Raw genomic sequence first — 24,262 nt, 5'->3', positions numbered from 1 at the left:
TGGTTATTTCACCACCAGCCTAGCCTGAAATCAGGCGTATAATCTAGAAAAATCTAGATTATTTAACTTCAACAGTAGCACCAGCTTCTTCTAACTCTTTCTTCAGAGCGTCAGCTTCGGCTTTAGAAACGCCTTCTTTAATTGCAGCTGGAGCAGCTTCAACTAAATCTTTAGCTTCTTTCAGACCTAAACCAGTCGCGCCGCGAACAGCTTTGATTACTGATACTTTGTTAGCGCCTGCAGCTGCCAGAATTACGTTGAATTCTGTTTGTTCTTCAACAACAGCAGCTGGACCAGCAGCAACTGCAACAGCAGCAGCAGCTGAAACGCCGAATTTTTCTTCCATAGCGCTAACTAATTCTACAACTTCCATTACAGACATTGCAGCGATAGCATCTAAGATTTGATCTTTAGTAACTGACATTGCTCAGATTCCTAAATTAAGGGGACGTATCCCGTATTAAACTTTAATTCCAAACAAAACGTAAAATTACGTTGTTTAGGCTTGTTTTTGGTCGCGAACTGCGGCGATGGTACGTACCAATTTGCCGGCTGCTGCTTCTTTCATAGTGCTCATTAAACGTGCGATAGCTTCGTTGTATGTTGGCAACGATGCTAAAACGTCAATGCTTACTGTGGCGCCATTGAAGGCTGCGCCTTTCAGCTCAAACTTAGCATTTTCTTTGGCGAAATCTTTGAAGATACGCGCTGCAGCACCTGGGTGCTCTTTAGAGAATGCGATCAGTGTTGGGCCAACGAACGCGTCGCTTAAACACTCGAATTCAGTGCCAGATACTGCACGGCGAACTAACGTGTTACGGACAACTTTCATCCATACGCCAGCATCACGAGCCTGCTTACGCAGTTCAGTGATTTTGCCTACAGTGACACCACGAGCGTCTGCAACTACCGCAGATAAAGCACCTATGGCAGCTTCCTGAACTTCAGCAACGATCGCTTTTTTGTCATCAAGCTTAATAGCCATTGGCTCTTAACTCCTGGTTCATCCAGACGGTATTGTCTGGTTGCCTACACAACGCTAATCAGTAAAATTTACTGGTTAACGCGCGATTTACGGTGAGAGCCAGATTGATAGGAATCTTTCTGGGGCTAACACCGTCTGCGTAGGTTGTTGATTTTAAGCCACGCTTTTTATAAAAAAGTTGTGGCACCTACGGTCTTGGACGGAAGCCGAATACTTTGTAAACAAAGTCCGGCTTCTACCCGAATTTTTGAGCGCGAGATTATAAAATAACCACGCACTCCTGTAAAGCAGCTATTTCAGAGGACTGAATTAGATCTTGGCGTCTAAAGAAGCCTGATCTAAAACGATACCTGCGCCGTGCGTAGTAGAAATGGTCACTTTCTTGATGAAAACGCCTTTTGCTACAGATGGCTTAGCACGCTTTAATGCAACTAACAGAGCCTCAACGTTCTCTTTCAGTTTGTCAGCGTCGAAGTTAACCTTACCAACTGTTGAATGGATGATACCATTCTTGTCGTTACGGTAACGAACCTGACCGGCTTTAGCGTTTTTCACTGCTTCAGCAACGTTTGGAGTTACTGTACCAGTTTTTGGGTTAGGCATTAAACCACGTGGGCCTAAGATCTGACCTAACATACCAACAACACGCATTGCGTCTGGAGAAGCGATAACAACGTCAAAGTTCATCTCGCCTTTTTTAACTTGTTCAGCTAAGTCTTCCATACCCACGATGTCAGCGCCTGCAGCTTTAGCAGCTTCAGCGTTTGCACCCTGAGTGAACACAGCAACACGTACAGTGCGGCCAGTACCGTGTGGTAACACAGTAGCACCACGAACGTTTTGATCTGACTTACGAGCGTCGATACCCAGGTTGATGGCAACATCAACTGATTCAACGAACTTGCCAGCTGTTAATTCTTTTAATAACGCAACTGCGTCATTGATCGCGTATTCACGAGTAGAATCTACTTTTGAACGGATTAATTTAGCGCGTTTTGATAATTTAGCCATTGATTAACCCTCTACCACTAAGCCCATAGAACGAGCAGTACCAGCAATAGTGCTGATGGCCGCTTCGTCGCTACCTGCAGTCAAATCAGCACGTTTGATCTTTACGATCTCTTCCAGCTGAGCCTGAGTCACTTTACCCACTTTCTGAGTATTAGGACGGCCTGAACCACCTTTTAAACCAGCAGCTTTCAATAATAAGAAAGAAGCAGGTGGAGTGCGGGTTTCAAATGTAAATGAGCGGTCGCTGTATACAGTGATCACTACTGGAATAGGCATGCCTTTTTCCAGTGACTCTGTACGGGCGTTGAAGCCTTTACAGAATTCCATGATGTTCACACCGTGTTGACCCAATGCTGGACCAACTGGTGGCGACGGGTTTGCCATACCAGCTTTAACTTGTAATTTTACAAGTGCCGTGACTTTCTTTGCCATGTTTCACCTCAATTTAGGGTCTCAGCCTCGTAAGTGCGAGGACACTTACTCAAACGGCTCCCCTGACGTTAAAAAAGGCCGCGATTATATTTTAATCAGCGGCCCGTTACAAACTATTTCTACTTAAGCTTTTTCTACCTGGCCAAATTCCAGTTCGACTGGAGTTGAACGACCGAAAATCAACACGGACACCTTCACGCGGCTTTTCTCGTAATCCACTTCTTCGACAACGCCGTTAAAGTCAGCAAATGGACCTTCAGTCACACGTACCACTTCACCCGCTTCGAACAGAGTCTTAGGTTTCGGCTTATCAGCGTTATCCTGCAGACGGTTCAGGATAGTATCAGCTTCTTTCTGGCTGATAGGTGCAGGGCGGTCTGAAGTACCACCGATAAAACCTAATACACGTGGCACGCTTTTGACTAAGTGCCATGCTTCTTCACACATTTCCATCTGCACTAATACGTAGCCAGGGAAAAATTTGCGTTCAGACTTACGTTTCTGGCCAGCGCGCATTTCAACAACTTCTTCAGTTGGAACCAGCACTTCGCCAAACTTGTCTTCCATTTGTTGGATCTTGATATGCTCACGCAATGAAGTCGCTACGCGCTGTTCAAAACCTGAAAAAGCCTGAACTACATACCAACGCATTTTTCCTGACATAACTTAGATCCTCAAACCTGTGGTAAATGATACAAGGCTTAATAATATTGAATCTAAGCCCCAAAGTGCTAATGCAACAATCAAGGTCGCAACCATTACAATGATAGTGGTTTGCATCGTTTCCTGACGGGTTGGCCATACGACTTTGCGAACTTCAGTTCTGGCTTCTTTAGCAAACTCAATAAATGCAGCGCCTTTGCTGGTCTTGGCTGCAATAAAAGCTGCCAGGCCGACTAAAACCACTATGCTTGCAGCTTTTTCAACTGCAGAAAACTCATATATATAGTTCGCTGCGACCATCAGGGTCAGCAGAACTAAGACGCCCAGCCATTTAACTAAATCTAAGCCGCCTTTTGGGGTTTCACTCGTTGCATTCATGCTTTAACTCACTTTCCCATGGCTTGTTGTTACAAGCTACTACTTCGACTAACGTGCAAAACACCTTAGCGCCTAAATAAGTGGCAGGGGCGGAGGGATTCGAACCCCCAACCATCGGTTTTGGAGACCGCTGTTCTACCAATTGGAACTACGCCCCTACAGAAAATTGTGCAGACCAACTAAGCAGTCCCACAAAAATAGCCGCTCATTATACTGTCTTAGACGACTAAAACAAGACAAGGATCCGACTTGAAACTATTAAATCAGGTTTAACTGTGTGGAACTCAAGCCTGTTGTTCTGAATTTTCCGGCTTAAGCGAACAAAGCTATATAAAAAAGGGCTCCTGTGGAGCCCTTTTCAAGTTCTGATGATTAAACCAGTACTTTAGATACTACACCAGCACCTACTGTGCGACCACCTTCACGGATCGCGAAGCGTAAACCTTCGTCCATCGCGATTGGGTTGATCAGTTCAACAACAAACTTCAGGTTGTCGCCTGGCATTACCATCTCTACGCCTTCTGGCAGTTCTACTGAACCAGTTACGTCTGTTGTACGGAAGTAGAACTGTGGACGGTAACCTTTGAAGAATGGAGTATGACGACCACCTTCTTCTTTTGATAATACGTACACTTCACCTTCGAACTTCGTGTGTGGCTTGATTGAACCTGGCTTCGCTAATACTTGACCACGTTCTACGTCTTCACGCTTAGTACCACGTAACAGTGCGCCGATGTTCTCGCCTGCACGACCTTCGTCTAACAGTTTACGGAACATTTCTACACCAGTACAAGTTGTTGCCACAGTGTCTTTCAGACCTACGATTTCTACTGCTTCACCAACTTTGATGATACCTTGCTCTACACGACCAGTTACTACTGTTCCGCGACCTGCAATTGAGAATACGTCTTCGATTGGCATGATGAATGGTTTGTCAATCGCACGTTGTGGTTCTGGGATGTAAGAATCTAAAGCTGCTGCCAGCTCAAGGATTTTTGGCTCCCACGTTGCATCGCCTTCCAGACCTTTTAAAGCTGAACCACGGATTACCGGCAGGTCATCACCTGGGAAATCGTAGTCTGACAGAAGTTCACGAACTTCCATCTCCACCAGCTCTAACAGCTCTTCGTCGTCTACCATGTCACATTTGTTCATGAATACTACGATGAAAGGTACGCCTACCTGACGAGATAACAGGATGTGCTCGCGTGTCTGTGGCATTGGGCCGTCAGTTGCAGCTACTACCAGGATTGCGCCGTCCATCTGTGCAGCACCAGTGATCATGTTTTTAACATAGTCAGCGTGGCCTGGGCAGTCTACGTGGGCGTAGTGGCGTGTTGGTGTATCGTATTCAACGTGAGAAGTGTTGATCGTGATACCACGAGCTTTCTCTTCTGGCGCTTTGTCGATTTGATCGAAAGCGAATGCCTGACCACCGTAGTGCTTAGCCAGTACGTTAGTGATAGCAGCAGTTAAAGTAGTTTTGCCGTGGTCAACGTGACCGATGGTGCCTACGTTAACGTGCGGTTTATTACGTTCGAATTTAGCCTTAGCCATAAATAGACCCTTTTTAGCAAACGGTGGTTGAATGAAATAAGTATTTTTTGATTGTAAAGCAAGAGAGGCTTTTAAGATGGTGCTGATACCCAGAATCGAACTGGGGACCTCATCCTTACCAAGGATGCGCTCTACCGCCTGAGCTATATCAGCAACTTGATCTGTTTGGAGCGGGCAGCGGGAATCGAACCCGCATCATCAGCTTGGAAGGCTGAGGTAATAGCCATTATACGATGCCCGCGGCCTACTCGTAGCTATTGTACTGAAAATGGTGGAGGGGGAAGGATTCGAACCTTCGAAGGCAGTGCCGGCAGATTTACAGTCTGATCCCTTTGGCCACTCGGGAACCCCTCCACTATACTAATGGTGCCGCTTATCCGAGTCGAACGGATGACCTACTGATTACAAGTCAGTTGCTCTACCAACTGAGCTAAAGCGGCACTACGTCAGTGGGTGCGAATTCTAGTGGAATGCCCCACCCCACGCAACAGGAAATAAAAAAAAACTTATAAATTCTGGCCTGAATGCTCAATAAGTACACAAAATGGTCAATTCGGCTGAATATAACGGGCTAATCCCTGAAAGATCAATTGAGGTTCGAGCCGAACAGGCAGATCGGTCAGGTATTTTTGCAGAAGCAGCGCATCACCACCCGTTAAAATAATCAGTTGGGTTGGCTTAATTGCCCATGCTTGACGAATAGCACCGACTAAAGCAGCAATAGCGCCTTGATATAAAGCTGTGGCGGTATCAGTTGCAGGTGATAACTGCTCTGTTTCCAGCTCTGCTGAAAATACTTTGGCTGTTTTGCTTAACACCGCTTCTTGCTGCAGTTTTTGCCCAGCCAAAATCCATCCGCCCTGATGCACACCCGCAGCGCTTAACCAATCAATGGTTAAGGCTGTACCTGCGTCAGCTATTAGCAGATCTGCATTCGTGCACAACTCTGCTGCCGCCACTAAAGCCAGCCAACGGTCGACGCCCAATAAATCTGGCTGCTGATAACTGTTGGTCACCCCAAATGCCTCAGCTTCACTGCGGATTTGGATAAAAGGAATTGCAGGCGGGATTTGATCACGTATTGCCAGTACCCGGCTGTCTGCTGCAACACTGGCGCAATACACAGCAGTGATTGACGACCACTGCTCTGCACTGATGTTTTCCAGCTGAATTTCCGTAAGCAAACCAACATCATGTAAACGGGCTTTGCTTCGGCTATTGCCTATATCCAGTAATAATTCCATCAAAGCGCCTTTCTTAAGCTAAGTTCACCGCCATAAAAGCTTTGCTTCTGGCCATTGATATCCAGCACCAGCCCCCCCTGTGCATCCACACCAACGCAAAAACCAGTGATGGTTTGACTGCCACTGGATAAAGTCACTTGCTCACCGGCAAATTGATCCAACAGATTAAATTCCTGCACATAGGGCGCAAAACCCTGCTGGCTAAACTGTTGTAATTCCAGCACCAACTGATGTTGCAACAAAGCCACCAATAAATTACGGTCTATCGGCTTCCCCAAAGCCGAAGTTAAATCAGCCCAGGGCTGGTCTACGGCTTTATCGGTGTGATCCGGCATCCGGATATTTAAGCCTAGCCCGATAACGACATCACACTGGGCATGAGTTTGCCCGGCCAGCTCCACTAAAATACCACCGAGTTTTTTATGCTCTATGTACAAGTCATTCGGCCACTTTAAGCGCACCGGCAGTTGCCACTGCTGTTGCAGCACTTTTGCGACGGCAAGGCCTACCACCAAACTTAAACCCATAGCGGCCTGAATACCTTGCTCCAGTTGCCAGTACATTGAAAAATACAAATTACAGCCAAAAGGCGAAAACCACTGTTTACCACGTCGGCCACGGCCAGCGGTCTGAGCTTCAGCCACCAGCACAGCGCCTTTTTCTGGTAGTACACCGTCTTTGAGTTTTTGCATCAACTGGCTGTTGGTGGAATCAGTAACGGACTGCACCCACACCGGAGCCTGCTGCTGTTGTAATTCTTTAATCAATGCCGCATCCAACAATTGCACAGGTTGCGCCAGCCGATAACCTTTGCCTTTAATTTTGTATAAATCCAGACCGTACTGCTGCAATTGTTCCAGATGTTTGGCGACAGCAGTGCGGCTTATACCTAACTGCTCCCCCAGCCACTGGCCAGAACATAAAGCGCCATCAGCCAGATAATGCACCAGTTGGCGTTGAACTATCAGGCTATGGGGTAGAGTTTTACGTAGTTCACTGGCCAATTAAACGCACCTCAGGTTCGAGCTGAACAGCAAACTGTGCTGCAACTTTTTGCTGTATCAGCGCAATCAGTTGCTGTAACTCTGCCGCAGTACCCTTGCCAAAATTCACCAGTACCAGCGCTTGTTTTTCGTAGCAGCCTACATCACCAATACGCTGACCTTTTAACCCCGTTTGTTCTATTAGCCAGCCAGCGGCGAGTTTGACCAAACCATCAGCTTGTGGATAAAACGGCATCGCGGGATAAGCCTTATAAATAGTTTCAAACACAGACTTGCTGACCACAGGGTTTTTAAAAAAGCTGCCACAGTTTGGCAATATTGCAGGATCTGGTAATTTGGATTGACGCACTGCAATCACGGCTTGTGCTACTTCAGCCACAGAGCTGTGTTGATTTAAATGCTCCAGCCCTTTGTAGCCTAATTTTGGCTGGCTAAGTTTTTTTAGCGTCAAGCCCACAGCCACTATCACACCCAAACCTGCAAGAGCCGTTTTAAAAATACTGTCACGGTAGCCAAAACCACAATCGCTTTTGCTTAACCGCTGAACGTCCCGGCTTTGCCAGTGAAAAAAATCGACATAATCACAGCAGTCGGCCAATTCAGCACCATAAGCACCGATATTTTGCACAGGAGCAGCTCCTACACTGCCTGGAATAAGGGATAAATTTTCTAATCCCCACCAGCCCTGAGCCACAGTCCAGCTAACCAATTGGTGCCAGTTATCTCCTGCTTCTACATGCAGTTGCACTTGATGCTCGTTTTCTGCCAACACAGTCCGGCTTTTGGCTAAATAACGTAAAACGGTCTGAGTTTGATTGCTCAGAAAAATACTGTTGCTGCCCTCACCCAACAATAAAGGAGTGACTGCGGGCTGATAAGCCATTAATTCAGCCAAAGAGTCCAGCTCAACCAGTTCGGCAAGTTGTGTAGCCAATGCAAAAGTGGAATAGGATTTAGCAGAGAGCTGCTGTAACAGACGCATAAAAGCACCAAATAACCAAAGTGCTCTTATTCTACTGGTTCCACAGCGGCAGGCCAAAAAAATCTCAGTCTGGTGCAGGAAAAACCTCATTAACCCCAGGCTAAAATTATGGCATTATGTCACCAAACAGGTCCAACCAGAGATTTTTATGCTACATCACACTTTTATCAAAGTCCGGGGTTATCACCTGGATGGCTACCAGCACGTTAATAACGCCCGTTATTTAGAATTTCTGGAGGAAGCCCGTTGGGGTTATCTGGAACAGCATGGTGATATAGAACATTTCGAACAGCTGGGTCTGGCCTGGGTGATCGTAAATATCAATATCAACTACAGAGCTCAGGCCACCATGGGCCAGCAGTTGCGTATTGATACCGAATTCAGCGCTATTAATACCAAAAGCTCCATCATTCATCAGAAAATCTGGCTGGAAGGTACGGATACCTTAGTGGCTGACGCCAATATCACTTTTGTCTGCCTGGATAAAAAAACCGGTCGCGCTGTGGTGATTGAAGGAGATTTAAAAGACCGCCTGCAACCCCGACTGGCGAACAACAACGCAGAGGAGTAAAGGATGGACTTTATCAACTGGGAACAATTTGATTTGGTTGAACTGCGGGTAGGCACCATTGTTGAAGTGGCTGATTTTCCTGAAGCCCGCAAACCTGCATACAAACTCAAAGTAGATTTCGGCGCTGACATCGGGCTGAAACAATCCAGTGCTCAAATCACGAACTTGTACAGCAAAGAGCAATTGTTAGGTAAGCAGGTTATTGGTGTAGTGAACTTCCCGACTAAACAAATAGGACCTTTTCGCTCTGAATGTCTGATCACAGGATTTTACCGACCAGATGGCGCTGTGGTTCTGGCAGTACCGGAGCAAACAGTGGCCAATGGCAGCAAAATGGCGTAACAAAATATTTACCTAATACCTGTTTACAGATAACATTCTGCAAGCTCGGATGGGATCATTAGGAACAACGGATGTTAAAACAACTTTTAGTCAGTTCAGCTTTGCTGACTTCATTTTTTACTCAGGCAGATGTTTACCTGGCTGGACACTACTACCACCAGGAAAATTATCAACAGGCTAAAGCAGAATTTGAACGCTTGCTCCCTTTAGGCAATGAGCTGGCGGCTTTTAACCTTGCCGTGATGGCAATGAAAGGCCAGGGTATGGAGCAGGATCTGCCGCTGGCTTACCGCTATTTTCTGATTGCAGCTGGCTTGGGTCACTCCGGTGCAGCCACAGGTTTAAATACGTTGGACGCACACCTTACGGCAGCGCAAAAACAACAGATTCAACAACAACTGGCCTTGCAGGAAAAGCAGTGGGTGCCCTCCTATGCCACTATGCTGGAGCAACGTAAATCGGCCTCAGTATTGGTTGATCACAGCACACTACCTGAAGTAATTGAAAGAGTTGAACCCAAATACCCAGTCACTGCTGCCCGCAAAGGTACTCAGGGTTTTGCATCTGTGCGCTTTCTAATCGATGAACAAGGTGAAGTGGTTTACGCCCAAACCCAGCATAGTTTTCCTGCCGGAGTTTTTGATGAAGTATCGGAGCAGGCAATACGACAATGGCGCTATCAACCTTCTCCTGACAAATCTATACGCAGAATAACTCTGGATTTTAAGCTGGCTGTCGGTGGGCAAGCACAATGGCGTAAGATACTCATGCACTCGCTGGTCAACGATTCATGGCCCGCAGCAAAAGCCGGAGTTGCCCATTCCCAATACAGTAATGCTATTTTGCTGAATTATTTGGATCAGGCAGCTATTGGCTCTGTAGACCTGACGCAGAGCACAGAAGAATTACCAAAGCTTTCAGATTTCAAATCAGAAAAAGCCAAAGCAGTTAAGATGCCAGCCTTTAACGGCAGCGCCATGCTCACTGTGGCCCCAGATAAAAAGCTTAAAAAACTGGCCATACTTTCCGGTGAGGTTCCTTTTGCAGAAGGCGATACCCTGAGTTTTATCAATAAGGCTGGTGATTACAAAATTGCCCCTTGGGATCTGAACTACAACACAGGAAAAGCCCCCCTGTATGCCAAAGATAAAATGTATCTCAGACAGATCCATCAGCGACCTAAAGAATGGACAGACGAATATTGGTTGGATCAGGCCGCTCGCAATGGCTTGCTTGAAGCCCAGCGTGCGCGGGCTCAGTTTGATCAAGGCTGGGCTCATTATCTGCAGAGACAAAACGATCCTGTGGCTTTAGGCTGGCAGGCTATTCAGTTGCTGACGGAAGATAAGACTGACGAAGCAAAAGCTGTTTTTAGCCAGGCAAAAACAGCTGGATTTGAAGCTACAGCAGAACTAGAAATCTTATTCCAGTAAGGCTTTTGCCCATAATGCCAGCTTCAGCTCTTTGCTTTGGCTGGCATGAGCCGGGCTACTGGAAGGCAGCTGAATATACTGAATATCATTGCGGTGTTTCACCTGTGGTAGCAAATGACGTTTAAACTCTTCTGCGGCTTTGGCGCCGTTAAAACAAATCTTTAGAATTTGTGGTTGCGCTTCAAGCAATTGCGGTATCGCATTACAAATCACAGTGCTTTTTTTAATGGCGCTATCCAGACTGCCAGCTCGCTCACAGTGTGCTATCACATCCCACAGCGCTACGCCTTGTTCGGTTAGCAACTGACAACGCTGCTGATACCCAAGCTCAACCGGAATAGCAAACAACTGCTGCATAAAAGGCCAGAATAAATTGCGTGGATGGGCGTAATAACGTTGCTCAAGCAGAGAGGCTGCGCCTGGCATACTACCTAGCAACAGAAGATGAGGCCTGACACCAATAACTGGAGCCAGGCCCGTTAATAACTCAGACGACATAAATTAAGTTTTTAAGCCCGGCTGATACTGCAAAGCTTTTTGCCAGGCCATTTCGGCCTGCATAGGCTCGCCGTCTTGCTCAGCACAATAGGCAAGAGTCGCATACAGTACTGCATCTTCTTTGTGATCACGTAACCAGTGCTGCAGCTGTTTACGCAGCAATACCACATGGCGCTTTAACGGAATTTGTTTCAGCACTGGCCATGCCAAAGGCAAGTCACTGTAAGCTAAGTGATCAACCAGCAGCTTTTCAGCCTGCTCTACCTGACCAGCTTTAACTTTGGCCCAAACCCGACCCAATACAGCAGCCATCGACTTACGTTCTTTCGACGGCAACGCCAGCCAATAATCACTGCTTTCGTCAAATACCCCCTGGGCCGCCAGATTACGGATAGCCTGCGGATACATCTGATAACGCTGTGCTTGCCACTGCGCTTTGGTAAACCACTTTTGCTCTATGGCTTTAAGCACAGTATGAAAGACTTCAATATTATGGCCGGCTGCTAAAAGCGCCTGAAAATACAGAGGAGCTAACAAAGGCGCATCTGCTGGTATCAGCATGTGAGGTTGTAATAACTCCAACGCTGCTTTGGCCTGATTCTGGCGCAGCAATAAATCTGCTTTGACATAACAACTCTGAGCTTGTGTTGCATCCAGCTGTTCGGCCAATTGCATAGCTTTAGTCGCATGCCCAGCCTGTAAAGCGGCGTAGCAGGCCATACTTTGGCGTAGCATAGTAAATTCAGGCATAGCGTCAGAGCGGTCAAAATACTGTTCGGCATCCTGAAAACGCCCTGCAGCCAAGGCCAAAGCCGCTTGTTCAAATGCTAAACGGGCTTTGCGCTGCTGACGGCCACGAAACGGATTGAGGGTCCAGTTACGAAACCCCAAAAACGGCCGTAAAATTCGTAACGTCAGCCATAACAAACTCAGGCTTAACAACAGAATGATGGCAAAACCCACCAACGTCATTTCGATTGTCCATGGACCCAGCACCAGCATCAAATAACCCGGATTCTGCGTCAGCCATGGCCCCAGCCACATGGCAGCTGCCAGCAGCAAAACCACTATCAGCAAACGGATCATGGCTTGCTCTCCACCATACTCTCTACCATGTTTTGTCGCATGACCTGATCAAGCACAGCGCTGGACTGCAAAGCTGCAGGCGCAGGAAAAGCCACAGGCAAAGCAGCCAGTTGGACTAATTGCTCTGATGCGGCTTTGACTTTTGGATCAACAGCAGCAAAATAACGCTGCAAAGTATCCATCGCCTGCTGTAATGCGGCCTGATACAACTCGCTCTGATACTTCATTGCCGCCAGTTCAGCCAGCAACAGCTGTTGCTGTAACGTATTGCGCAAACTCAGTTGCTCACCTGCAGATAACACAGCCAAGTCTTCCGGCTGAGTTGGACGCACATGCACCAACGAACTCCAGAATGAATCCCAGTGCTGAAGTAAAGTAGTTTGCCAGTCAGAACTGGTCGCAGCTACAGGCACAGCATCATCCAGCTCACGCTCGCTTTGACGCAGCGGTAATTCAGACACAGCTTTACGCAGGCTGGTTAAACCTAGTTGAATTTTGGCGACATCAGGCAAGGTGTTTTTTTGCAGTTCAGCTAAATCAGTCTGAATTGCCTGACGTAACGGCTGCATGCTGCTGTCCTGCAATACCGCCAGCTGCTGTTCAGCGCCTTGCAATAAACGTAAGGCGGCAGGCATATCCTGCTCTAACCAGATTTTTTGTCCGGCCAGTTGCAATAGCTGCTGAATTTGCCATAACTGCCAGGTCCGGCCATGACTCAACTGTTTTTTACTTTCCAGCTGCAGCTGCAGCAGAGCTTGTTGTTGCTGTTGATCCAAAGCGCCTTGTTGTTTTTGCTGATCAACAACTAATGCTAGTTGCTGCTGCAATTGATCGGTCAGTTGCTGATGCAGCTGTTTGCCTTGTTCAGTTTGTTGCTTTTGCTCGTGTTGCAATACCTGCTGTTGCTGCTGCAACGCAGTCCACTGCGGCCATAACCACCAAATCGCTGCGGCAATAGCAGCGACCAAAATCAGATTCAATACTAAAGAAAACCAGGCAACAGCACGGCCTGTTTTAGCTGATGGTAACGGAGTATTTTTAATCGGGTCTTTTTTAACAGGATCAGTTTTAGCCGAACCTTGGGAGAGTGGAGATTCAGAGGCGGTAACAGCCACCGGCGTATCAGTCATGACAAGTTCCTCTTAACTGGCAAATAGCCTCCAGTAACGCCTGATCATTGGCACTGGCTGACAAATAAATACGGGATCCGTCGATCCCAAGTTCTATAGCGGCTTCTTTCATCCGCGGGCTAACCATTATCCATAACTGTTGCTGTAACCAGCTATGTTGCTCTTTGGGCAATAATTCAAAAATAAGCTGCAAAATTTCGTTGCTGGTGACCACAATACATTGAATATGTTGCTGATGCCACTGGTCTGACAAGATTTGACCATCTAAGGGTAAAGGTACCCTACGATAACTTTGCACATAATGAATATGAGCGCCCCGCTGTAGTAAGCCTTTTTTAATCAGCTCGCGGCCCGCGTTCCCCCGCACTATCACAATATGTTTGCCTGCTACATCCTGCAGCTGCGGTAAAGCCAACAAGCCTTCACTGCGTTGATCCGCTGGCACCAGCACTTCGCGTCCACTGCATTTTTCCAGCACAGTGGCTGTCGTAGTTCCGACGGCCACTAAAGGCGCAGTGATGTTTTTGCAATCGTATTGCTGCTGCAGGCAGCTAACCGCACTAACGCTGACAAAAATAACCTGATCGGCCTGTTCCAGCATAGTGGCGGCTTTGGCTTTTAACGGCACCAATTGAGTGGTGATCAAAGGCTGATACAAATAGGGAATAGCCAGTTCATCTAAACTGGCCAGCAACTGATCAGCCTTACCCGCTGGTCTGGTGATCAGTACCGGGTTTAGTGGATCCAGCAGTGGAGTCGTCACGCCAATCAGGCCTGACTGTAGACCGCATCTAAAATGCGATCCGCGCCTAACGCCAGTAGTTGTTCAGCCAATTGAGTCCCTAACTGCTCAGCTTGAGTCGCTTCCCCTTTGATTTCTGAACGTAAAATTTCAGAACCATCCAGCTGTCCGACCAAACCTCGCAGCCAAAGTTCATTCTGCTGAAGTATGGCAAAAGCACCAATAGGCACCTGACAACCACCTTGCAGCTTGCGGTTCATCGCCCGTTCGGCCAGTACGCAAATGCGGGTTTCTTTATGTTCCAGCGGAGCTAATAGCTGTTGCACCACCAAATCATCACTACGGCATTCAATACCTACAGCGCCCTGACCATTGGCCGGTAAACTGGTGCCAACGTCTAAAAAGCTGGCAATGCGGGCTTCAAAACCCAAACGTATTAAACCAGCAGAAGCCAGAATAATGGCGTCAAACTCACCCGCGTCCAGCTTAGCAAGACGGGTGTTAACATTGCCACGTAAGTCTTTGATCTGTAAATCTGGTCGCATGGCTTTAATTTGACATTGGCGACGTAAACTGGAGGTTCCCACCACAGCCCCCTGCGGCAGATCGGCTAGTTGTTGGTAAGTGTTGGAAACAAAAGCATCCCGCGGATCTTCACGCTTGCAGATGGTATGCAGCATCAGGCCTTCGGGAAAATCGACAGGTACGTCTTTCATACTGTGCACTGCTATATCAGCACGGCCTTCCAGCATGGCGGTTTCCAGCTCTTTGACAAACAAACCTTTACCACCAATTTTGGCTAAAGGAGTATCCAGAATTTTATCGCCCTGAGTCGACATAGGCACCAGCTCCACCTGTAAACCCGGGTGGGAAGCTTCCAGTTCAGCTTTAACAAAATTGGCTTGCCATAAAGCTAAAGCACTTTTACGGGTGGCAATGCGGACAAGGTTCATAGGTACTCCTTAAAACAGCGAAAAACAGCAGCAGCGACATAATGAGAAAGGCTAGGCTGCCTGAAAATGCCGCTTAGTATATACCCAAAGTAAGCAAAGTGGCAGGCGAAGCCGCAGCAAGTAATCAGGGTATATACCCAAAGTAATTGGAGTTGTAGCGCGACGACAAGTGATTAAGACCCCAGGAGCATAGTTGTCCTATGTGTCTATGGATTGAGGCGGATGCACGCCAGAGAGCAAAGTTAATCCATCGAAATATATGACTGGGGCGCACGCAGGCAACTAAGCCGCAGCTTCAAGTACGAAGGGGATGCTATTGGTAATGAAAGTGATGGCTAAACAACAAATTTTGTTGTGGATCAAGGATTTCTACCCGCCATTCACCTATTTGACCCGCATCGAATTCTTTTCTGCTGTAGGTACGCCAGTAATCCAGTTTGACCGGCAGTTTAATCCGGGTCATCAGTTTGCCTTCGTAATACCACAGATGTTCTATGCTCTGACCATTTAAACCTTGAACCTCAGAATACAACGCCAACTGTGGAACTGCAGCTGCATCAATCTGTTCACCTAAGCTGCGGGCTTTGGCTGAAGGCGTTTCGTTGGTCAATAAGGCCAGTCTTAATACGCCAGTCTCTGCACTAAATAATGGTGCTCCTGTATCTGCCACAATTAAATCCGGTTCTGTCGTCAGAACAGGCGGCTCTGAAGCTGAATTTGCTGCAGCTGCAGGTTGCGCTGTTTCTTCTGTAGCTGCAGCAATTTCAGCCTGAGCAGGAGAAGGCTCTGGTTCAGAGTTTTGCGGCACAACTTCCAGCACCAGCTCAGGTGTGGTGCTTTCAATAGATTCAGTGGTGCTTACCACCGGAGCTGTTTCAGCCGCAGGGTTAAGTTCAGCGTCAGGCGACTCTATATGTAACCAGCCATACAACAGCAGGGCAGCAGCACAAAGCGTGAACACTGCACCGGCAATTCGACGCCAATGCCAGTGTTGCTCTGTTATAGGCGCAGGCAAGTCGCCGGAAGCTGCCGCAGCAGCGCCCAGACTGACCCGAACCACCAGTTTTTCCTGTGCTGTTGTCACTTTCACTGTTCCATTTTTAAAGGGCTGGTAATTGCTGCTGAATAAAACGACTGATATCGGCAATTTGTTGTGGGCACACGCTATGGCCCATACGGTACTCGGCCCAATTTACCGTAAAACCGGCAAATTTCAGTGCATTAAAAGCTGCCTGACCTGCGCTATAGGGCACCACTTCATCATGAGTGCCATGATTCACCAGCACAGCTGTGCTTTTGTTAACGCCTGTCATTTCTTCTTTCAACTTACCTGGCACAGCCATATAAGTAGAAAGCGCCATCACACCAGCCAGTTTATAAGGCAAACGAGGCAGCAAATGTAAGGCAATCACGCCACCCTGACTAAAACCAGCCAACAGAATACGATTGGCTGGGATACCCTGCTCAATCAGTTTATCCAATAAGGCGGTAATAGCAGTGGCTGATTCACGGACACCGGTTTCGTCCGCTCTGTCGTTTAAATCCCAGGTTTTAATATCGTACCAACCGCGCATCTGCATACCACCGTTGATAGTGATAGGACGCACAGGCGCATGAGGGAATAAAAACCGGATACCAGAACTTTTTGGTAAACGTAATTCTGGCACTATAGGGGCAAAACCATCACCCGAATCACCTAAACCATGTAACCAGACGACAGCGGCATCGGCCTGACCTGAGGGTTTTACATCGACAAAAGGAAGTAACGCCATTGTTTCTCTCTATTCCTTTATTCTGCCCGCTATCTCAATCAAGAGTTATCGGCAAGCTTTACGTTTTGACCAGACTGTTTGCTAAAGGCATCGGAAATTAATGCCCAAAACTCAGCACCTGTTCTGTTATCAATCCAGACACCGTCTTTTAATTCAAAATGGTGACCATTAAATTTAGTGGCGACCCACAGCTGATGCAGTGGAGGTTGCTTATTAATAATCACCTTACTGCCTTCAGGAAAACTAATACTTAACAAGCCACCGTGTGACTCATAATCTAAATCCAGGTCCAATGCTTCTATCGCATCTTCCACCGCAAGCAGTACCTGATCGGTCAGTTCGTCATATTCTACGTCATTCATCGGTTTCACCTGTTTGCTTTTGCTGTTAAGGATGCGATTATAGAGCGCAAAATAATTAATGAAATAAAAACCATGAATACAAAGCGACAAAGACTGGTGTGCATCCTGTTGCTCAGCCAATGGTTACTGGCCTGTGGCCAAAAAGGTCCTTTGACATTGCCTCAAACCCCACAACCTAATAAAGCGCCGGCAGAACAACCTGCGCCAGCCGATCAGCCAGTAGTTTCAAAGGAACAGTAGTGGATTACTTTAATTATCAGAATCAGAACTTATTTGCCGAAGGCGTTGCTCTTGCAGATATAGCTGCAGAATTTGGCACGCCAACTTATGTCTATTCCCGCGCGACCATAGAGCGCCATTACAAGGCTTTTGCTGAAGCTGCGCCCAGCCGTGACTTACTCGTTTGTTACGCCGTCAAAGCCAATAGCAATATAGCCCTGTTAAACCTTTTAGCCCGCCTTGGCAGTGGTTTTGACATAGTGTCTGAAGGTGAGTTACGCCGAGTTTTGCAAGCCGGTGGCGACGCTAAAAAAGTAGTTTTTTCTGGTGTAGGTAAGTCGGTCACTGAAATTGAGTTTGCGCTGCAAACCGGCATTAAGTGTTTTAATGTCGAATCTATTCCCGAGCTGGAACGTATTCAGCAAGTGGCCAGCCGCCTGAATATCATTGCGCCTATTTCTATTCGGGTAAACCCGGACATAGACGCCAAAACCCATCCTTATATTTCTACCGGCTTAAAAGCCAATAAGTTTGGTATCGACATTAACGACGCGCTCGCCATGTATCAGCAAGCTGATGCCGCTTCGCATTTAAAAGTCTGTGGTGTGGACTGTCACATTGGCTCACAACTGACCGAAACCCAGCCGTTTTTAGATGCTTTGGATAAGTTACTGGCATTGATCGATAAATTAGCTGCAGTGGGTATCCACTTAAGCCATATCGATATAGGCGGTGGATTAGGTGTGCCTTACGATGGCGAAACTCCGCCCCATCCTGCTGAATACGCCGCTAAAGTGGTAGAAAAACTGGCGGCATATCCACAGCTGTCACTGATTTTTGAACCGGGCCGCGCCATTATGGCCAACGCCGGTGTACTGCTGACCAAAGTGGAATATTTAAAGCCGGGTCAGGAAAAGCATTTCGCTATTGTTGATGCGGCTATGAATGACTTAATTCGCCCGGCACTTTACAGTGCATGGCAATCTATTATTGCTGTGCAGCAAAAACCTGAAATTCCAGCTGTGACTTACGATGTAGTAGGTCCGGTCTGTGAAACCGGTGATTTCCTTGGTAAAGACCGCGCTTTAGCAGTAGAACCAGGTGATTTACTGGTGGTGCGCTCAGCAGGCGCTTATGGTTTTACCATGAGTTCCAACTACAACAGCAGACCCAGAGCCGCAGAAGTGCTGGTAGACGGTAACCGCAGCTATTTAGTCCGCCAGCGTGAACAATGGCAGGACCTGTGGCGCGGTGAACAGTTGGTACCCTGAATGATCCCAGACAATAAATTTAAAGATCGGAACAACCAAAGCTTAGTGCATTTCTCAAAAATGCACGGTTTGGGCAATGACTTTATGGTGATAGACGCCGTCAGCCAGAATGTGTTCTTAACCAAAGAACAAATTAAAAAGCTGGCCGACCGCAACTTTGGTGTGGGTTTTGACCAGTTGCTGATGGTGGAACCCCCTTACGATCCGGATTTGGATTTTCACTACCGTATCTTTAATGCCGACGGTTCTGAAGTAGAACAATGCGGCAATGGTGCACGCTGTTTTGCTAAGTTTGTCCGGCATAAAGGTCTTACCAATAAATACAAAATTTCGGTTAGCACCAAGTCTGGCAAAATCACTTTATATATAGAGCAAGATGGTCAGGTTACGGTCAATATGGGCGTGCCGCAGTTTGATCCGGCTAAAGTGCCTTTTAAAGCACAGAAGCAAGAGCTGAACTATATTTTGCACAGTGAAGACGCCACTACTTTATGTGGTGTGGTGTCTATGGGTAATCCGCATGCAGTGATACTGGTCGATGATATTCAGACGGCTCCAGTGCATCAGTGGGGGCCTGTGTTTGAAAATCACGAACGTTTCCCTGAACGCGCCAATATAGGTTTTATGCAGGTGCTGTCGCCTTCTCATGTCAAATTAAGAGTATGGGAACGGGGCGCAGGTGAAACTCTGGCTTGCGGCACAGGTGCTTGTGCTGCTGCAGTGATTGGTCAGATGCAGAAAAAATTACAAACCCAGGTAAGGGTAGATTTACCAGGCGGCTCTTTACAGATCCGCTGGCAAGGGCCTGGCCAACCCGTCAAAATGACAGGGCCAGCCGAACATGTTTTTGATGGACAATTATTCTTATGAGCGACCTTCCTCTCGATACAGCACTGGTAAACCCTGAACTGGCTGAAGCCAGCCTGATTGTGGATTATCTCTATGATCATCCTGAATTTTTTCTTGAACATCCGGAGCTGGTAAGCCGCTTGCGTTTACCACACCAACAGCGCGGTGTGGTGTCTTTAGTAGAACGTCAGCTGGAATTACAGCGCGAAAAAATCCGCTCTTTAGAAGACGATATCACACGCCTGATGGGCATAGCCCGCCAGAATGAACAGATTTTTTATGCACTGAACGATCTGCACTTAAAGTTATTAAAAGCTGCCAATCAGACTGCGTTGTTAGAAGCACTTCAGGCTTTTACCGCCCAAATGCCACATGTGCAAAGTTGTGTCTTGGTCGATTTGCAGCAGAAAACTGATCAGGTCGCACAGTTACAGCTGATCTTGCAGCGCCGTTTAAGTGGCAAAACTTACTATTTTGGCCGGATGAACCGCGACGAAATGTCAGCGCTGTTTGAACCTCATATTCACTCCGTCTCCTTGCAGCTGTTAAAGCTATCGGAAGACCAACAGTTCCTGCTGGCCTTTGGCAGTGACTCAGACGAGCATTTCCAGCCAGGCATGGATACCTTATTTCTGGACCATCTGGCGAAGCTGGTATTGGCCGTTTTACCAGCCGCTATTTAAATGGCATTACCTGCTGAACTGGATCATTGGCAAGCCGACTTGTCGGCTTTCCTGGCTTACTTAAAGCATGAACGGGGTTACAGCGACAAAACGCTTAGCAGCTACCAATTGCAGCTTTCTGCTATGGCTAGTCAGCTGGCAGAACAAGCAAATCATTGGGTCGAGCTGACAGAAACCCAGCTGCAATTGCATATCTCGTCGTGCCGCAAAAGCTTAAAAGCCCGCAGCTTAGCGCTTCGGGTAGCTTCGTTACGCAGCTTTTACCGTTATCTGGTGCAACAAGGCAAACTCAAAGAAAACCCTGCCGCCTATTTACAGGTGCCCAAGTTTGACAAGCCTTTGCCCAAAAACCTCGATGTCGACCAGGTCAATCACCTGCTGGATTTTGACACCAGCGAAGATGCCCTCGCCTGTCGCGACAAAGCTATTCTGGAGTTGTTTTACTCCTCAGGTTTACGGCTGGACGAACTGGTCAGCGCCAATCTGCAGGATATTGATTGGTCCGAAGCTTTAATACGGGTGCGCGGCAAAGGTAATAAACAACGGATTCTGCCGATAGGCCGTATGGCTGTCGCAGCCATTAAAGACTGGCTGAAAGTACGAAGTGCTTACGTCGGCTCGGAGCCAGAGGCCCTGTTCTTAAGCAAACAAAAAAACCGCATCAGCAACAGGCAAGTACAACAACGCGTCAAACTCTGGTCTGAACGTCAGGGTTTAGCGCAGCATTTACACCCGCATATGCTACGCCACTCTTTCGCCACTCATATGCTCGAATCCAGCTCAGACCTGCGCGCTGTACAGGAACTATTGGGCCACGCCAACCTCAATACTACTCAGGTTTACACCCACCTGGATTTCCAGCAGCTCGCTAAAGTCTATGACAGTGCGCATCCAAGGGCCAAGAAGAAGGGGTGATGACCCCTTGATAAGGCAAAAATCAGTTAGCCTGTTGTCGGGCCATCCTTTCTTTACTTTGTTTTTCCGACAGTTGCTTAAGTTTCGGCATTAACAGCATGGACTGCTCCTGCATCACGGCCATGCTGGCTTGCATCAGCTCAGGCTGACGTTTTATCATCTTCTGACCAGCGTCTGACTGGTAAAAGGCGATAATTCCCTGCAATTCCTCTTCGGTAAAGACACTGGAATAGATAGCGATCATGGGCTGCTCTAACTGTTGCCAGGATAGTTCAGTTCGGATCAATTGATTTAATTCCTGCAGGTGCTTGCGAACTAAAGGATCGTCTTTTGCAGCATCTCCCTGAGAGCGGACCATTTGCTCGCTCATCTGATCCAACTGCGCATGAGCATAATCCAGTGTGGCTGCGGCATCCGTGACTTTCAGAAATAGTGCTACGGTTTCGGGCTTGGCTGGTTCAGCCAGACTGACAAAACTACATAACAATACACTGGCGCAGCTTAATAACTTTAAGTTCATCGATGATCTCCTTGATTGATGAATTACAGATAGTGCACCACTAATTATCTTTTTTGCAACAACAATTACGCAGTGTCACGATGCTTAAATTAGCTAAATAACAAAAGCACCAGCTCTTTGCAGCAACTAAATCCAGTTCCTCTGGTGAAGATATAAATAAAAAACACATAAAATCATAACCTTAATTAAATTCTCGAAAATAATTAAAAATTAAACTTGCGAAATAACAGTTATCGCAATAATATAATCACAAGTCGGGTCGAACAGCTGGTTCAACAGCAATAAAACGACCGGATACAGAACCTAGTAAAGAATGTAGAAAAGAGCGTAGAAGAGTTTTAAAAGAGTACAGATTAGGTCCCTAAGGACTGGCAGTAACAGCAGTAAAATCGGGTGAGTTCACCCATTTTTTTAAATCACACAGTTATCGCGATAACACATATCGCAAACAAACAAACTTAACAGAGGAATACATCATGCAAGTACTTTACAAAGCAACAGCCACTTCAACTTCAGGTCGTGACGGTCGTTCAGTCTCTTCAGACGGCGTATTGGATGTGAAATTAAGCACACCTAAAGAATTAGGTGGCGCTGGTGGTGCAGCCACTAACCCTGAGCAGTTATTTGCCGCTGGTTACTCAGCTTGTTTCTTAGGTGCCATTAAATATGTCGCATCACAGCAAAAAGTGCTGATTGGTAACGATGCAAAAATTACAGCTGAAGTGGGTATTGGTCAAATCCCAGGTGGTTTTGGTCTGGATATCGAACTGCAAATCAGTCTGCCAGGTGTAAGCTTGGAAGTAGCACAGGACTTAGTGACTAAAGCTCACCAGGTATGTCCTTACTCCAACGCAACACGCGGCAATATTGATGTGCGTTTAGTGATTGTTAGCTAACAGCACAACACTCACCCCAAGAAACTGAATTTTTTTAATCATAAAAGTATCGCGATAACAGTTAGATGGATAAGCATCCTGTTATCGCCTCCCAATAACCGCTGCGGCGAGGAGATTAACATGAACACATTTCGTAAAATTGTAGGTTTAACAGTCATTGCTTTAGGTATCAATAGTGCATTTGCCGCTGGTGGTCCTGCTCTTGATTTACAGGTAGAACAACAAACTCAGGGCTTTTTAAATGCGCTGGCTCAGGGCGGTGGTAAACCTTTAGAACAATTGTCGCCTAAAGATGCCCGCGCTGTATTAACTGGTGCTCAGGCCGGTGCCAAATTACCAGCCGCTGATGTCAGTGAAAAAACCATTACGATTGATGGCAAACCATTAAAACTGGTGGTGGTTCGTCCTGCAGGCAGCAAAGGTGTATTACCCGCCTTTATGTTCTTCCACGGTGGTGGCTGGGTCTTGGGTGATTTCCCAACCCACGAGCGTTTAATCCGTGACTTAGTCAGCCGCTCTGGTGCCGCTGCTGTGTATGTGGATTACACACCATCACCGGAAGCCAAATACCCAACAGCTATTAACCAGGCTTATGCCGCCACCAAATGGGTAGCAGAGCATGGTAAAGAGCTGAATATTGACAGTTCACGTTTAGCGGTAGCTGGCAACAGTGTCGGCGGCAATATGGCAGCAGTAGTGGCGTTAAAAGCCAAAGAAGCAGGCACACCAGCACTTAAATTCCAGTTGCTATTATGGCCTGTGACAGATGCAAACTTTGAAAATACCTCGTACAACCAGTTTGCCGATGGCTACTTCCTGACCAAAAACATGATGCAGTGGTTCTGGGATAATTACACCACTAACCCATCAGAGCGTAACGAGATTTATGCCTCACCACTGCGTGCCAGCATAGAGCAGTTAAAAGGTTTACCACCAGCACTGATTCAAACCGCCGCATTAGATGTACTGCGTGACGAAGGTGAAGCTTATGCCAACAAACTGGATGCGGCTGGTGTGACTGTGACTTCAGTACGCTACAACGGCATGATCCACGACTTTGGTTTGCTGAATGTGCTCTCCGATGTACCAGGCACACAAGCCGCGATGGACCAGGCTGGTCAGGCACTGAAAAAGCACCTGAACTGATAGCCAGCTGAAATAGACCCAAAGCCTCCTGCAGGAGGCTTTTTTTATCAAGACAAAACCCGGTTCCACAAGGAAGTACAGGTAGTTTTCTTTTAAACCGAACAGACTTTCATGCGGAGTGTTTTATGACTTTTTTATCCAACAACAAAGAGCGAATCCCCGAAGAGGCTTTATTGCATCTGGATCAACAACTTTGTTTTGCCCTTTATTCCACTTCGTTGGCGATGACCAAAGTCTATAAGCCGTTGCTGGAACAATTGGGCCTGACTTACCCTCAGTATTTAGTCATGCTGATTTTGTGGCAAAGCGACGCGCTGGAATTGCAGCAAATTGGCGAACAACTGCAAATCGCATCCGGAGCTCTCACTCCGGTGCTGAAACGTATGGAAAAAATGGGTTTGCTGCAACGCAGTCGTCATCCGCAAAACGAGCGTGCGCTGCAAATACGTTTAACTCAGTCTGGCTGGGCTATGCGTGCCACAGCGGCCGAAAAAGTCCAAGTAAACCGCCATATCAGTTTAAAGTCCGGTATGGCAGACACTGAAATTCAGGCGCTCAAACAAGAGTTGGTTCAGCTACGACAGCAACTGAACTCAGCTCTTTAATGCCGATACCTTC

30 protein-coding genes and 5 tRNA genes are annotated in these 24,262 nt (G+C 47.1%); 11 read left to right on the top strand and 24 right to left on the bottom strand.

What is annotated here, in order from left to right:
* Positions 1-58: 58 nt before the first annotated feature.
* The 15 genes from rplL to murB all read right to left on the bottom strand — a co-directional run bounded on the left by rplL (position 59) and on the right by murB (position 8,256).
* The gene (gene rplL, locus EK374_RS01450; RefSeq protein ID WP_127019495.1) at positions 59-424 is read right to left on the bottom strand and encodes a 50S ribosomal protein L7/L12; all 366 of its coding nucleotides are present in this window, start codon (positions 422-424) and stop codon (positions 59-61) included.
* A gap of 75 nt (positions 425-499) precedes the next feature.
* Positions 500-985: a 50S ribosomal protein L10 gene (gene rplJ, locus EK374_RS01445; protein WP_127019493.1), complete on the bottom strand. Its 486-nt coding sequence runs from the start codon at positions 983-985 to the stop codon at positions 500-502.
* Positions 986-1,294: 309 nt separating this feature from the next.
* The gene (gene rplA, locus EK374_RS01440) at positions 1,295-1,996 is read right to left on the bottom strand and encodes a 50S ribosomal protein L1 (RefSeq protein WP_127019491.1); all 702 of its coding nucleotides are present in this window, start codon (positions 1,994-1,996) and stop codon (positions 1,295-1,297) included.
* Positions 1,997-1,999: 3 nt separating this feature from the next.
* Entirely contained in the window at positions 2,000-2,428 is a 429-nt protein-coding gene (gene rplK / locus EK374_RS01435) for a 50S ribosomal protein L11 (protein ID WP_046520300.1), read from the bottom strand.
* Positions 2,429-2,551: 123 nt separating this feature from the next.
* Positions 2,552-3,079 (bottom strand): transcription termination/antitermination protein NusG, encoded by a 528-nt coding sequence (gene nusG / locus EK374_RS01430; protein WP_086003576.1) that lies wholly within the window; start codon positions 3,077-3,079, stop codon positions 2,552-2,554.
* 15 nt (positions 3,080-3,094) lie between these two features.
* Complete coding sequence (gene secE / locus EK374_RS01425; RefSeq protein ID WP_127019488.1) at positions 3,095-3,469, bottom strand: preprotein translocase subunit SecE; 375 nt, start codon at positions 3,467-3,469, stop codon at positions 3,095-3,097.
* Positions 3,470-3,550: 81 nt separating this feature from the next.
* Positions 3,551-3,627, bottom strand: a tRNA-Trp gene (locus EK374_RS01420).
* Positions 3,628-3,841: 214 nt separating this feature from the next.
* A complete protein-coding gene (tuf, locus tag EK374_RS01415) occupies positions 3,842-5,026 on the bottom strand; it encodes an elongation factor Tu (protein ID WP_127019486.1) in 1,185 nt (394 codons plus the stop codon).
* 77 nt (positions 5,027-5,103) lie between these two features.
* Positions 5,104-5,179: transfer RNA gene (locus EK374_RS01410), tRNA-Thr, on the bottom strand.
* 13 nt (positions 5,180-5,192) lie between these two features.
* Positions 5,193-5,267, bottom strand: a tRNA-Gly gene (locus EK374_RS01405).
* A 28-nt stretch (positions 5,268-5,295) separates the two neighbouring features.
* Positions 5,296-5,380: transfer RNA gene (locus EK374_RS01400), tRNA-Tyr, on the bottom strand.
* 10 nt (positions 5,381-5,390) lie between these two features.
* A tRNA-Thr gene (locus EK374_RS01395) sits at positions 5,391-5,466 on the bottom strand.
* 108 nt (positions 5,467-5,574) lie between these two features.
* A complete protein-coding gene (locus EK374_RS01390) occupies positions 5,575-6,270 on the bottom strand; it encodes a type III pantothenate kinase (RefSeq protein WP_127019484.1) in 696 nt (231 codons plus the stop codon).
* The gene (gene birA / locus EK374_RS01385; protein WP_127019482.1) at positions 6,270-7,274 is read right to left on the bottom strand and encodes a bifunctional biotin--[acetyl-CoA-carboxylase] ligase/biotin operon repressor BirA; all 1,005 of its coding nucleotides are present in this window, start codon (positions 7,272-7,274) and stop codon (positions 6,270-6,272) included. Before birA ends, EK374_RS01390 begins: the two co-directional genes overlap by 1 nt.
* Positions 7,264-8,256, bottom strand: coding sequence for a UDP-N-acetylmuramate dehydrogenase (murB, locus tag EK374_RS01380; RefSeq protein WP_127019480.1), 993 nt, complete (start codon positions 8,254-8,256; stop codon positions 7,264-7,266). Before murB ends, birA begins: the two co-directional genes overlap by 11 nt.
* A gap of 148 nt (positions 8,257-8,404) precedes the next feature.
* On the opposite strand from murB, the gene EK374_RS01375 reads away from it, so the two are divergent.
* From EK374_RS01375 to EK374_RS01365, 3 genes are all read left to right on the top strand, one after another.
* Complete coding sequence (locus EK374_RS01375; protein ID WP_127019478.1) at positions 8,405-8,827, top strand: acyl-CoA thioesterase; 423 nt, start codon at positions 8,405-8,407, stop codon at positions 8,825-8,827.
* 3 nt (positions 8,828-8,830) lie between these two features.
* Positions 8,831-9,169, top strand: coding sequence for a tRNA-binding protein (locus EK374_RS01370; protein WP_127019476.1), 339 nt, complete (start codon positions 8,831-8,833; stop codon positions 9,167-9,169).
* A 71-nt stretch (positions 9,170-9,240) separates the two neighbouring features.
* Positions 9,241-10,602, top strand: coding sequence for a TonB family protein (locus tag EK374_RS01365; protein ID WP_127019474.1), 1,362 nt, complete (start codon positions 9,241-9,243; stop codon positions 10,600-10,602).
* On the opposite strand, the gene EK374_RS01360 is transcribed toward EK374_RS01365, so the two are convergent.
* The 8 genes from EK374_RS01360 to cyaY all read right to left on the bottom strand — a co-directional run bounded on the left by EK374_RS01360 (position 10,591) and on the right by cyaY (position 17,145).
* Positions 10,591-11,100: a DNA-deoxyinosine glycosylase gene (locus EK374_RS01360; protein ID WP_127019472.1), complete on the bottom strand. Its 510-nt coding sequence runs from the start codon at positions 11,098-11,100 to the stop codon at positions 10,591-10,593. The two genes, EK374_RS01365 and EK374_RS01360, sit on opposite strands and share 12 nt — an antisense overlap.
* A gap of 3 nt (positions 11,101-11,103) precedes the next feature.
* Complete coding sequence (locus EK374_RS01355) at positions 11,104-12,186, bottom strand: heme biosynthesis HemY N-terminal domain-containing protein (protein ID WP_127019470.1); 1,083 nt, start codon at positions 12,184-12,186, stop codon at positions 11,104-11,106.
* Complete coding sequence (locus tag EK374_RS01350; protein ID WP_127019469.1) at positions 12,183-13,316, bottom strand: uroporphyrinogen-III C-methyltransferase; 1,134 nt, start codon at positions 13,314-13,316, stop codon at positions 12,183-12,185. The genes EK374_RS01355 and EK374_RS01350 overlap by 4 nt, the downstream gene beginning before the upstream one ends.
* Entirely contained in the window at positions 13,309-14,079 is a 771-nt protein-coding gene (locus tag EK374_RS01345) for a uroporphyrinogen-III synthase (protein ID WP_127019467.1), read from the bottom strand. The genes EK374_RS01350 and EK374_RS01345 overlap by 8 nt, the downstream gene beginning before the upstream one ends.
* 5 nt (positions 14,080-14,084) lie before the next feature.
* Positions 14,085-15,011 carry a hydroxymethylbilane synthase gene (hemC, locus tag EK374_RS01340; protein WP_127019465.1) on the bottom strand — a complete coding sequence of 309 codons (927 nt, stop codon included), beginning with the start codon at positions 15,009-15,011 and terminating at the stop codon, positions 14,085-14,087.
* Positions 15,012-15,324: 313 nt separating this feature from the next.
* Positions 15,325-16,095, bottom strand: a complete 771-nt coding sequence (locus EK374_RS01335) for a DUF2914 domain-containing protein (RefSeq protein WP_127019463.1) — start codon at positions 16,093-16,095, stop codon at positions 15,325-15,327.
* Positions 16,096-16,111: 16 nt separating this feature from the next.
* A complete protein-coding gene (locus EK374_RS01330; RefSeq protein ID WP_127019461.1) occupies positions 16,112-16,783 on the bottom strand; it encodes an alpha/beta hydrolase in 672 nt (223 codons plus the stop codon).
* Between the two features lie 38 nt (positions 16,784-16,821).
* Positions 16,822-17,145: an iron donor protein CyaY gene (gene cyaY / locus EK374_RS01325; RefSeq protein ID WP_127019459.1), complete on the bottom strand. Its 324-nt coding sequence runs from the start codon at positions 17,143-17,145 to the stop codon at positions 16,822-16,824.
* A 72-nt stretch (positions 17,146-17,217) separates the two neighbouring features.
* Here cyaY and lptM point away from each other — a divergent pair, with 72 nt between their 5' ends.
* Genes lptM through xerC form a run of 5 tightly spaced genes read left to right on the top strand, consistent with a single transcriptional unit; the run spans position 17,218 to position 21,082 of the window.
* Entirely contained in the window at positions 17,218-17,385 is a 168-nt protein-coding gene (gene lptM, locus EK374_RS21115) for an LPS translocon maturation chaperone LptM (protein WP_145987571.1), read from the top strand.
* Entirely contained in the window at positions 17,385-18,635 is a 1,251-nt protein-coding gene (lysA, locus tag EK374_RS01320; RefSeq protein ID WP_127019457.1) for a diaminopimelate decarboxylase, read from the top strand. The genes lptM and lysA overlap by 1 nt, the downstream gene beginning before the upstream one ends.
* Complete coding sequence (gene dapF / locus EK374_RS01315) at positions 18,636-19,505, top strand: diaminopimelate epimerase (protein WP_127019455.1); 870 nt, start codon at positions 18,636-18,638, stop codon at positions 19,503-19,505.
* A complete protein-coding gene (locus EK374_RS01310; RefSeq protein ID WP_127019453.1) occupies positions 19,502-20,167 on the top strand; it encodes a DUF484 family protein in 666 nt (221 codons plus the stop codon). The genes dapF and EK374_RS01310 overlap by 4 nt, the downstream gene beginning before the upstream one ends.
* Positions 20,168-21,082, top strand: a complete 915-nt coding sequence (gene xerC / locus EK374_RS01305) for a tyrosine recombinase XerC (RefSeq protein ID WP_127019451.1) — start codon at positions 20,168-20,170, stop codon at positions 21,080-21,082. It abuts the gene before it with no gap.
* A 22-nt stretch (positions 21,083-21,104) separates the two neighbouring features.
* On the opposite strand, the gene EK374_RS01300 is transcribed toward xerC, so the two are convergent.
* Positions 21,105-21,602 (bottom strand): DUF2059 domain-containing protein, encoded by a 498-nt coding sequence (locus EK374_RS01300; protein ID WP_127019449.1) that lies wholly within the window; start codon positions 21,600-21,602, stop codon positions 21,105-21,107.
* Positions 21,603-22,078: 476 nt separating this feature from the next.
* On the opposite strand from EK374_RS01300, the gene EK374_RS01295 reads away from it, so the two are divergent.
* The 3 genes from EK374_RS01295 (at position 22,079) to EK374_RS01285 (ending at position 24,249) form a co-directional block, all read left to right on the top strand.
* On the top strand, positions 22,079-22,498 hold the full coding sequence (locus EK374_RS01295; RefSeq protein WP_127019447.1) for an organic hydroperoxide resistance protein: 420 nt from the start codon (positions 22,079-22,081) through the stop codon (positions 22,496-22,498).
* Positions 22,499-22,618: 120 nt separating this feature from the next.
* Positions 22,619-23,644, top strand: a complete 1,026-nt coding sequence (locus tag EK374_RS01290) for an alpha/beta hydrolase (RefSeq protein WP_127019445.1) — start codon at positions 22,619-22,621, stop codon at positions 23,642-23,644.
* Between the two features lie 125 nt (positions 23,645-23,769).
* Complete coding sequence (locus tag EK374_RS01285; RefSeq protein ID WP_127019443.1) at positions 23,770-24,249, top strand: MarR family winged helix-turn-helix transcriptional regulator; 480 nt, start codon at positions 23,770-23,772, stop codon at positions 24,247-24,249.
* Positions 24,250-24,262 lie beyond the last annotated feature (13 nt).

The organism is Rheinheimera mangrovi (genome assembly GCF_003990335.1).
Lineage (GTDB): Bacteria > Pseudomonadota > Gammaproteobacteria > Enterobacterales > Alteromonadaceae > Pararheinheimera > Pararheinheimera mangrovi.
This window is presented reverse-complemented; position numbering and strand designations above follow the sequence as displayed.

What these genes read in the sequence shown, in the direction of transcription:
- rplL (WP_127019495.1), bottom strand. Translation starts at nt 424, where the DNA reads ATGTCAGTTACTAAAGATCAAATCTTAGATGCTATCGCTGCAATGTCT.
- rplJ (WP_127019493.1), bottom strand. Translation starts at nt 985, where the DNA reads ATGGCTATTAAGCTTGATGACAAAAAAGCGATCGTTGCTGAAGTTCAG.
- rplA (WP_127019491.1), bottom strand. Translation starts at nt 1,996, where the DNA reads ATGGCTAAATTATCAAAACGCGCTAAATTAATCCGTTCAAAAGTAGAT.
- rplK (WP_046520300.1), bottom strand. Translation starts at nt 2,428, where the DNA reads ATGGCAAAGAAAGTCACGGCACTTGTAAAATTACAAGTTAAAGCTGGT.
- nusG (WP_086003576.1), bottom strand. Translation starts at nt 3,079, where the DNA reads ATGCGTTGGTATGTAGTTCAGGCTTTTTCAGGTTTTGAACAGCGCGTA.
- secE (WP_127019488.1), bottom strand. Translation starts at nt 3,469, where the DNA reads ATGAATGCAACGAGTGAAACCCCAAAAGGCGGCTTAGATTTAGTTAAA.
- tuf (WP_127019486.1), bottom strand. Translation starts at nt 5,026, where the DNA reads ATGGCTAAGGCTAAATTCGAACGTAATAAACCGCACGTTAACGTAGGC.
- EK374_RS01390 (WP_127019484.1), bottom strand. Translation starts at nt 6,270, where the DNA reads ATGGAATTATTACTGGATATAGGCAATAGCCGAAGCAAAGCCCGTTTA.
- murB (WP_127019480.1), bottom strand. Translation starts at nt 8,256, where the DNA reads ATGCGTCTGTTACAGCAGCTCTCTGCTAAATCCTATTCCACTTTTGCA.
- EK374_RS01375 (WP_127019478.1), top strand. Translation starts at nt 8,405, where the DNA reads ATGCTACATCACACTTTTATCAAAGTCCGGGGTTATCACCTGGATGGC.
- EK374_RS01370 (WP_127019476.1), top strand. Translation starts at nt 8,831, where the DNA reads ATGGACTTTATCAACTGGGAACAATTTGATTTGGTTGAACTGCGGGTA.
- EK374_RS01365 (WP_127019474.1), top strand. Translation starts at nt 9,241, where the DNA reads ATGTTAAAACAACTTTTAGTCAGTTCAGCTTTGCTGACTTCATTTTTT.
- EK374_RS01360 (WP_127019472.1), bottom strand. Translation starts at nt 11,100, where the DNA reads ATGTCGTCTGAGTTATTAACGGGCCTGGCTCCAGTTATTGGTGTCAGG.
- EK374_RS01355 (WP_127019470.1), bottom strand. Translation starts at nt 12,186, where the DNA reads ATGATCCGTTTGCTGATAGTGGTTTTGCTGCTGGCAGCTGCCATGTGG.
- EK374_RS01350 (WP_127019469.1), bottom strand. Translation starts at nt 13,316, where the DNA reads ATGACTGATACGCCGGTGGCTGTTACCGCCTCTGAATCTCCACTCTCC.
- hemC (WP_127019465.1), bottom strand. Translation starts at nt 15,011, where the DNA reads ATGAACCTTGTCCGCATTGCCACCCGTAAAAGTGCTTTAGCTTTATGG.
- EK374_RS01330 (WP_127019461.1), bottom strand. Translation starts at nt 16,783, where the DNA reads ATGGCGTTACTTCCTTTTGTCGATGTAAAACCCTCAGGTCAGGCCGAT.
- cyaY (WP_127019459.1), bottom strand. Translation starts at nt 17,145, where the DNA reads ATGAATGACGTAGAATATGACGAACTGACCGATCAGGTACTGCTTGCG.
- lptM (WP_145987571.1), top strand. Translation starts at nt 17,218, where the DNA reads ATGAATACAAAGCGACAAAGACTGGTGTGCATCCTGTTGCTCAGCCAA.
- dapF (WP_127019455.1), top strand. Translation starts at nt 18,636, where the DNA reads ATGATCCCAGACAATAAATTTAAAGATCGGAACAACCAAAGCTTAGTG.
- EK374_RS01310 (WP_127019453.1), top strand. Translation starts at nt 19,502, where the DNA reads ATGAGCGACCTTCCTCTCGATACAGCACTGGTAAACCCTGAACTGGCT.
- xerC (WP_127019451.1), top strand. Translation starts at nt 20,168, where the DNA reads ATGGCATTACCTGCTGAACTGGATCATTGGCAAGCCGACTTGTCGGCT.
- EK374_RS01300 (WP_127019449.1), bottom strand. Translation starts at nt 21,602, where the DNA reads ATGAACTTAAAGTTATTAAGCTGCGCCAGTGTATTGTTATGTAGTTTT.
- EK374_RS01295 (WP_127019447.1), top strand. Translation starts at nt 22,079, where the DNA reads ATGCAAGTACTTTACAAAGCAACAGCCACTTCAACTTCAGGTCGTGAC.
- EK374_RS01290 (WP_127019445.1), top strand. Translation starts at nt 22,619, where the DNA reads ATGAACACATTTCGTAAAATTGTAGGTTTAACAGTCATTGCTTTAGGT.
- EK374_RS01285 (WP_127019443.1), top strand. Translation starts at nt 23,770, where the DNA reads ATGACTTTTTTATCCAACAACAAAGAGCGAATCCCCGAAGAGGCTTTA.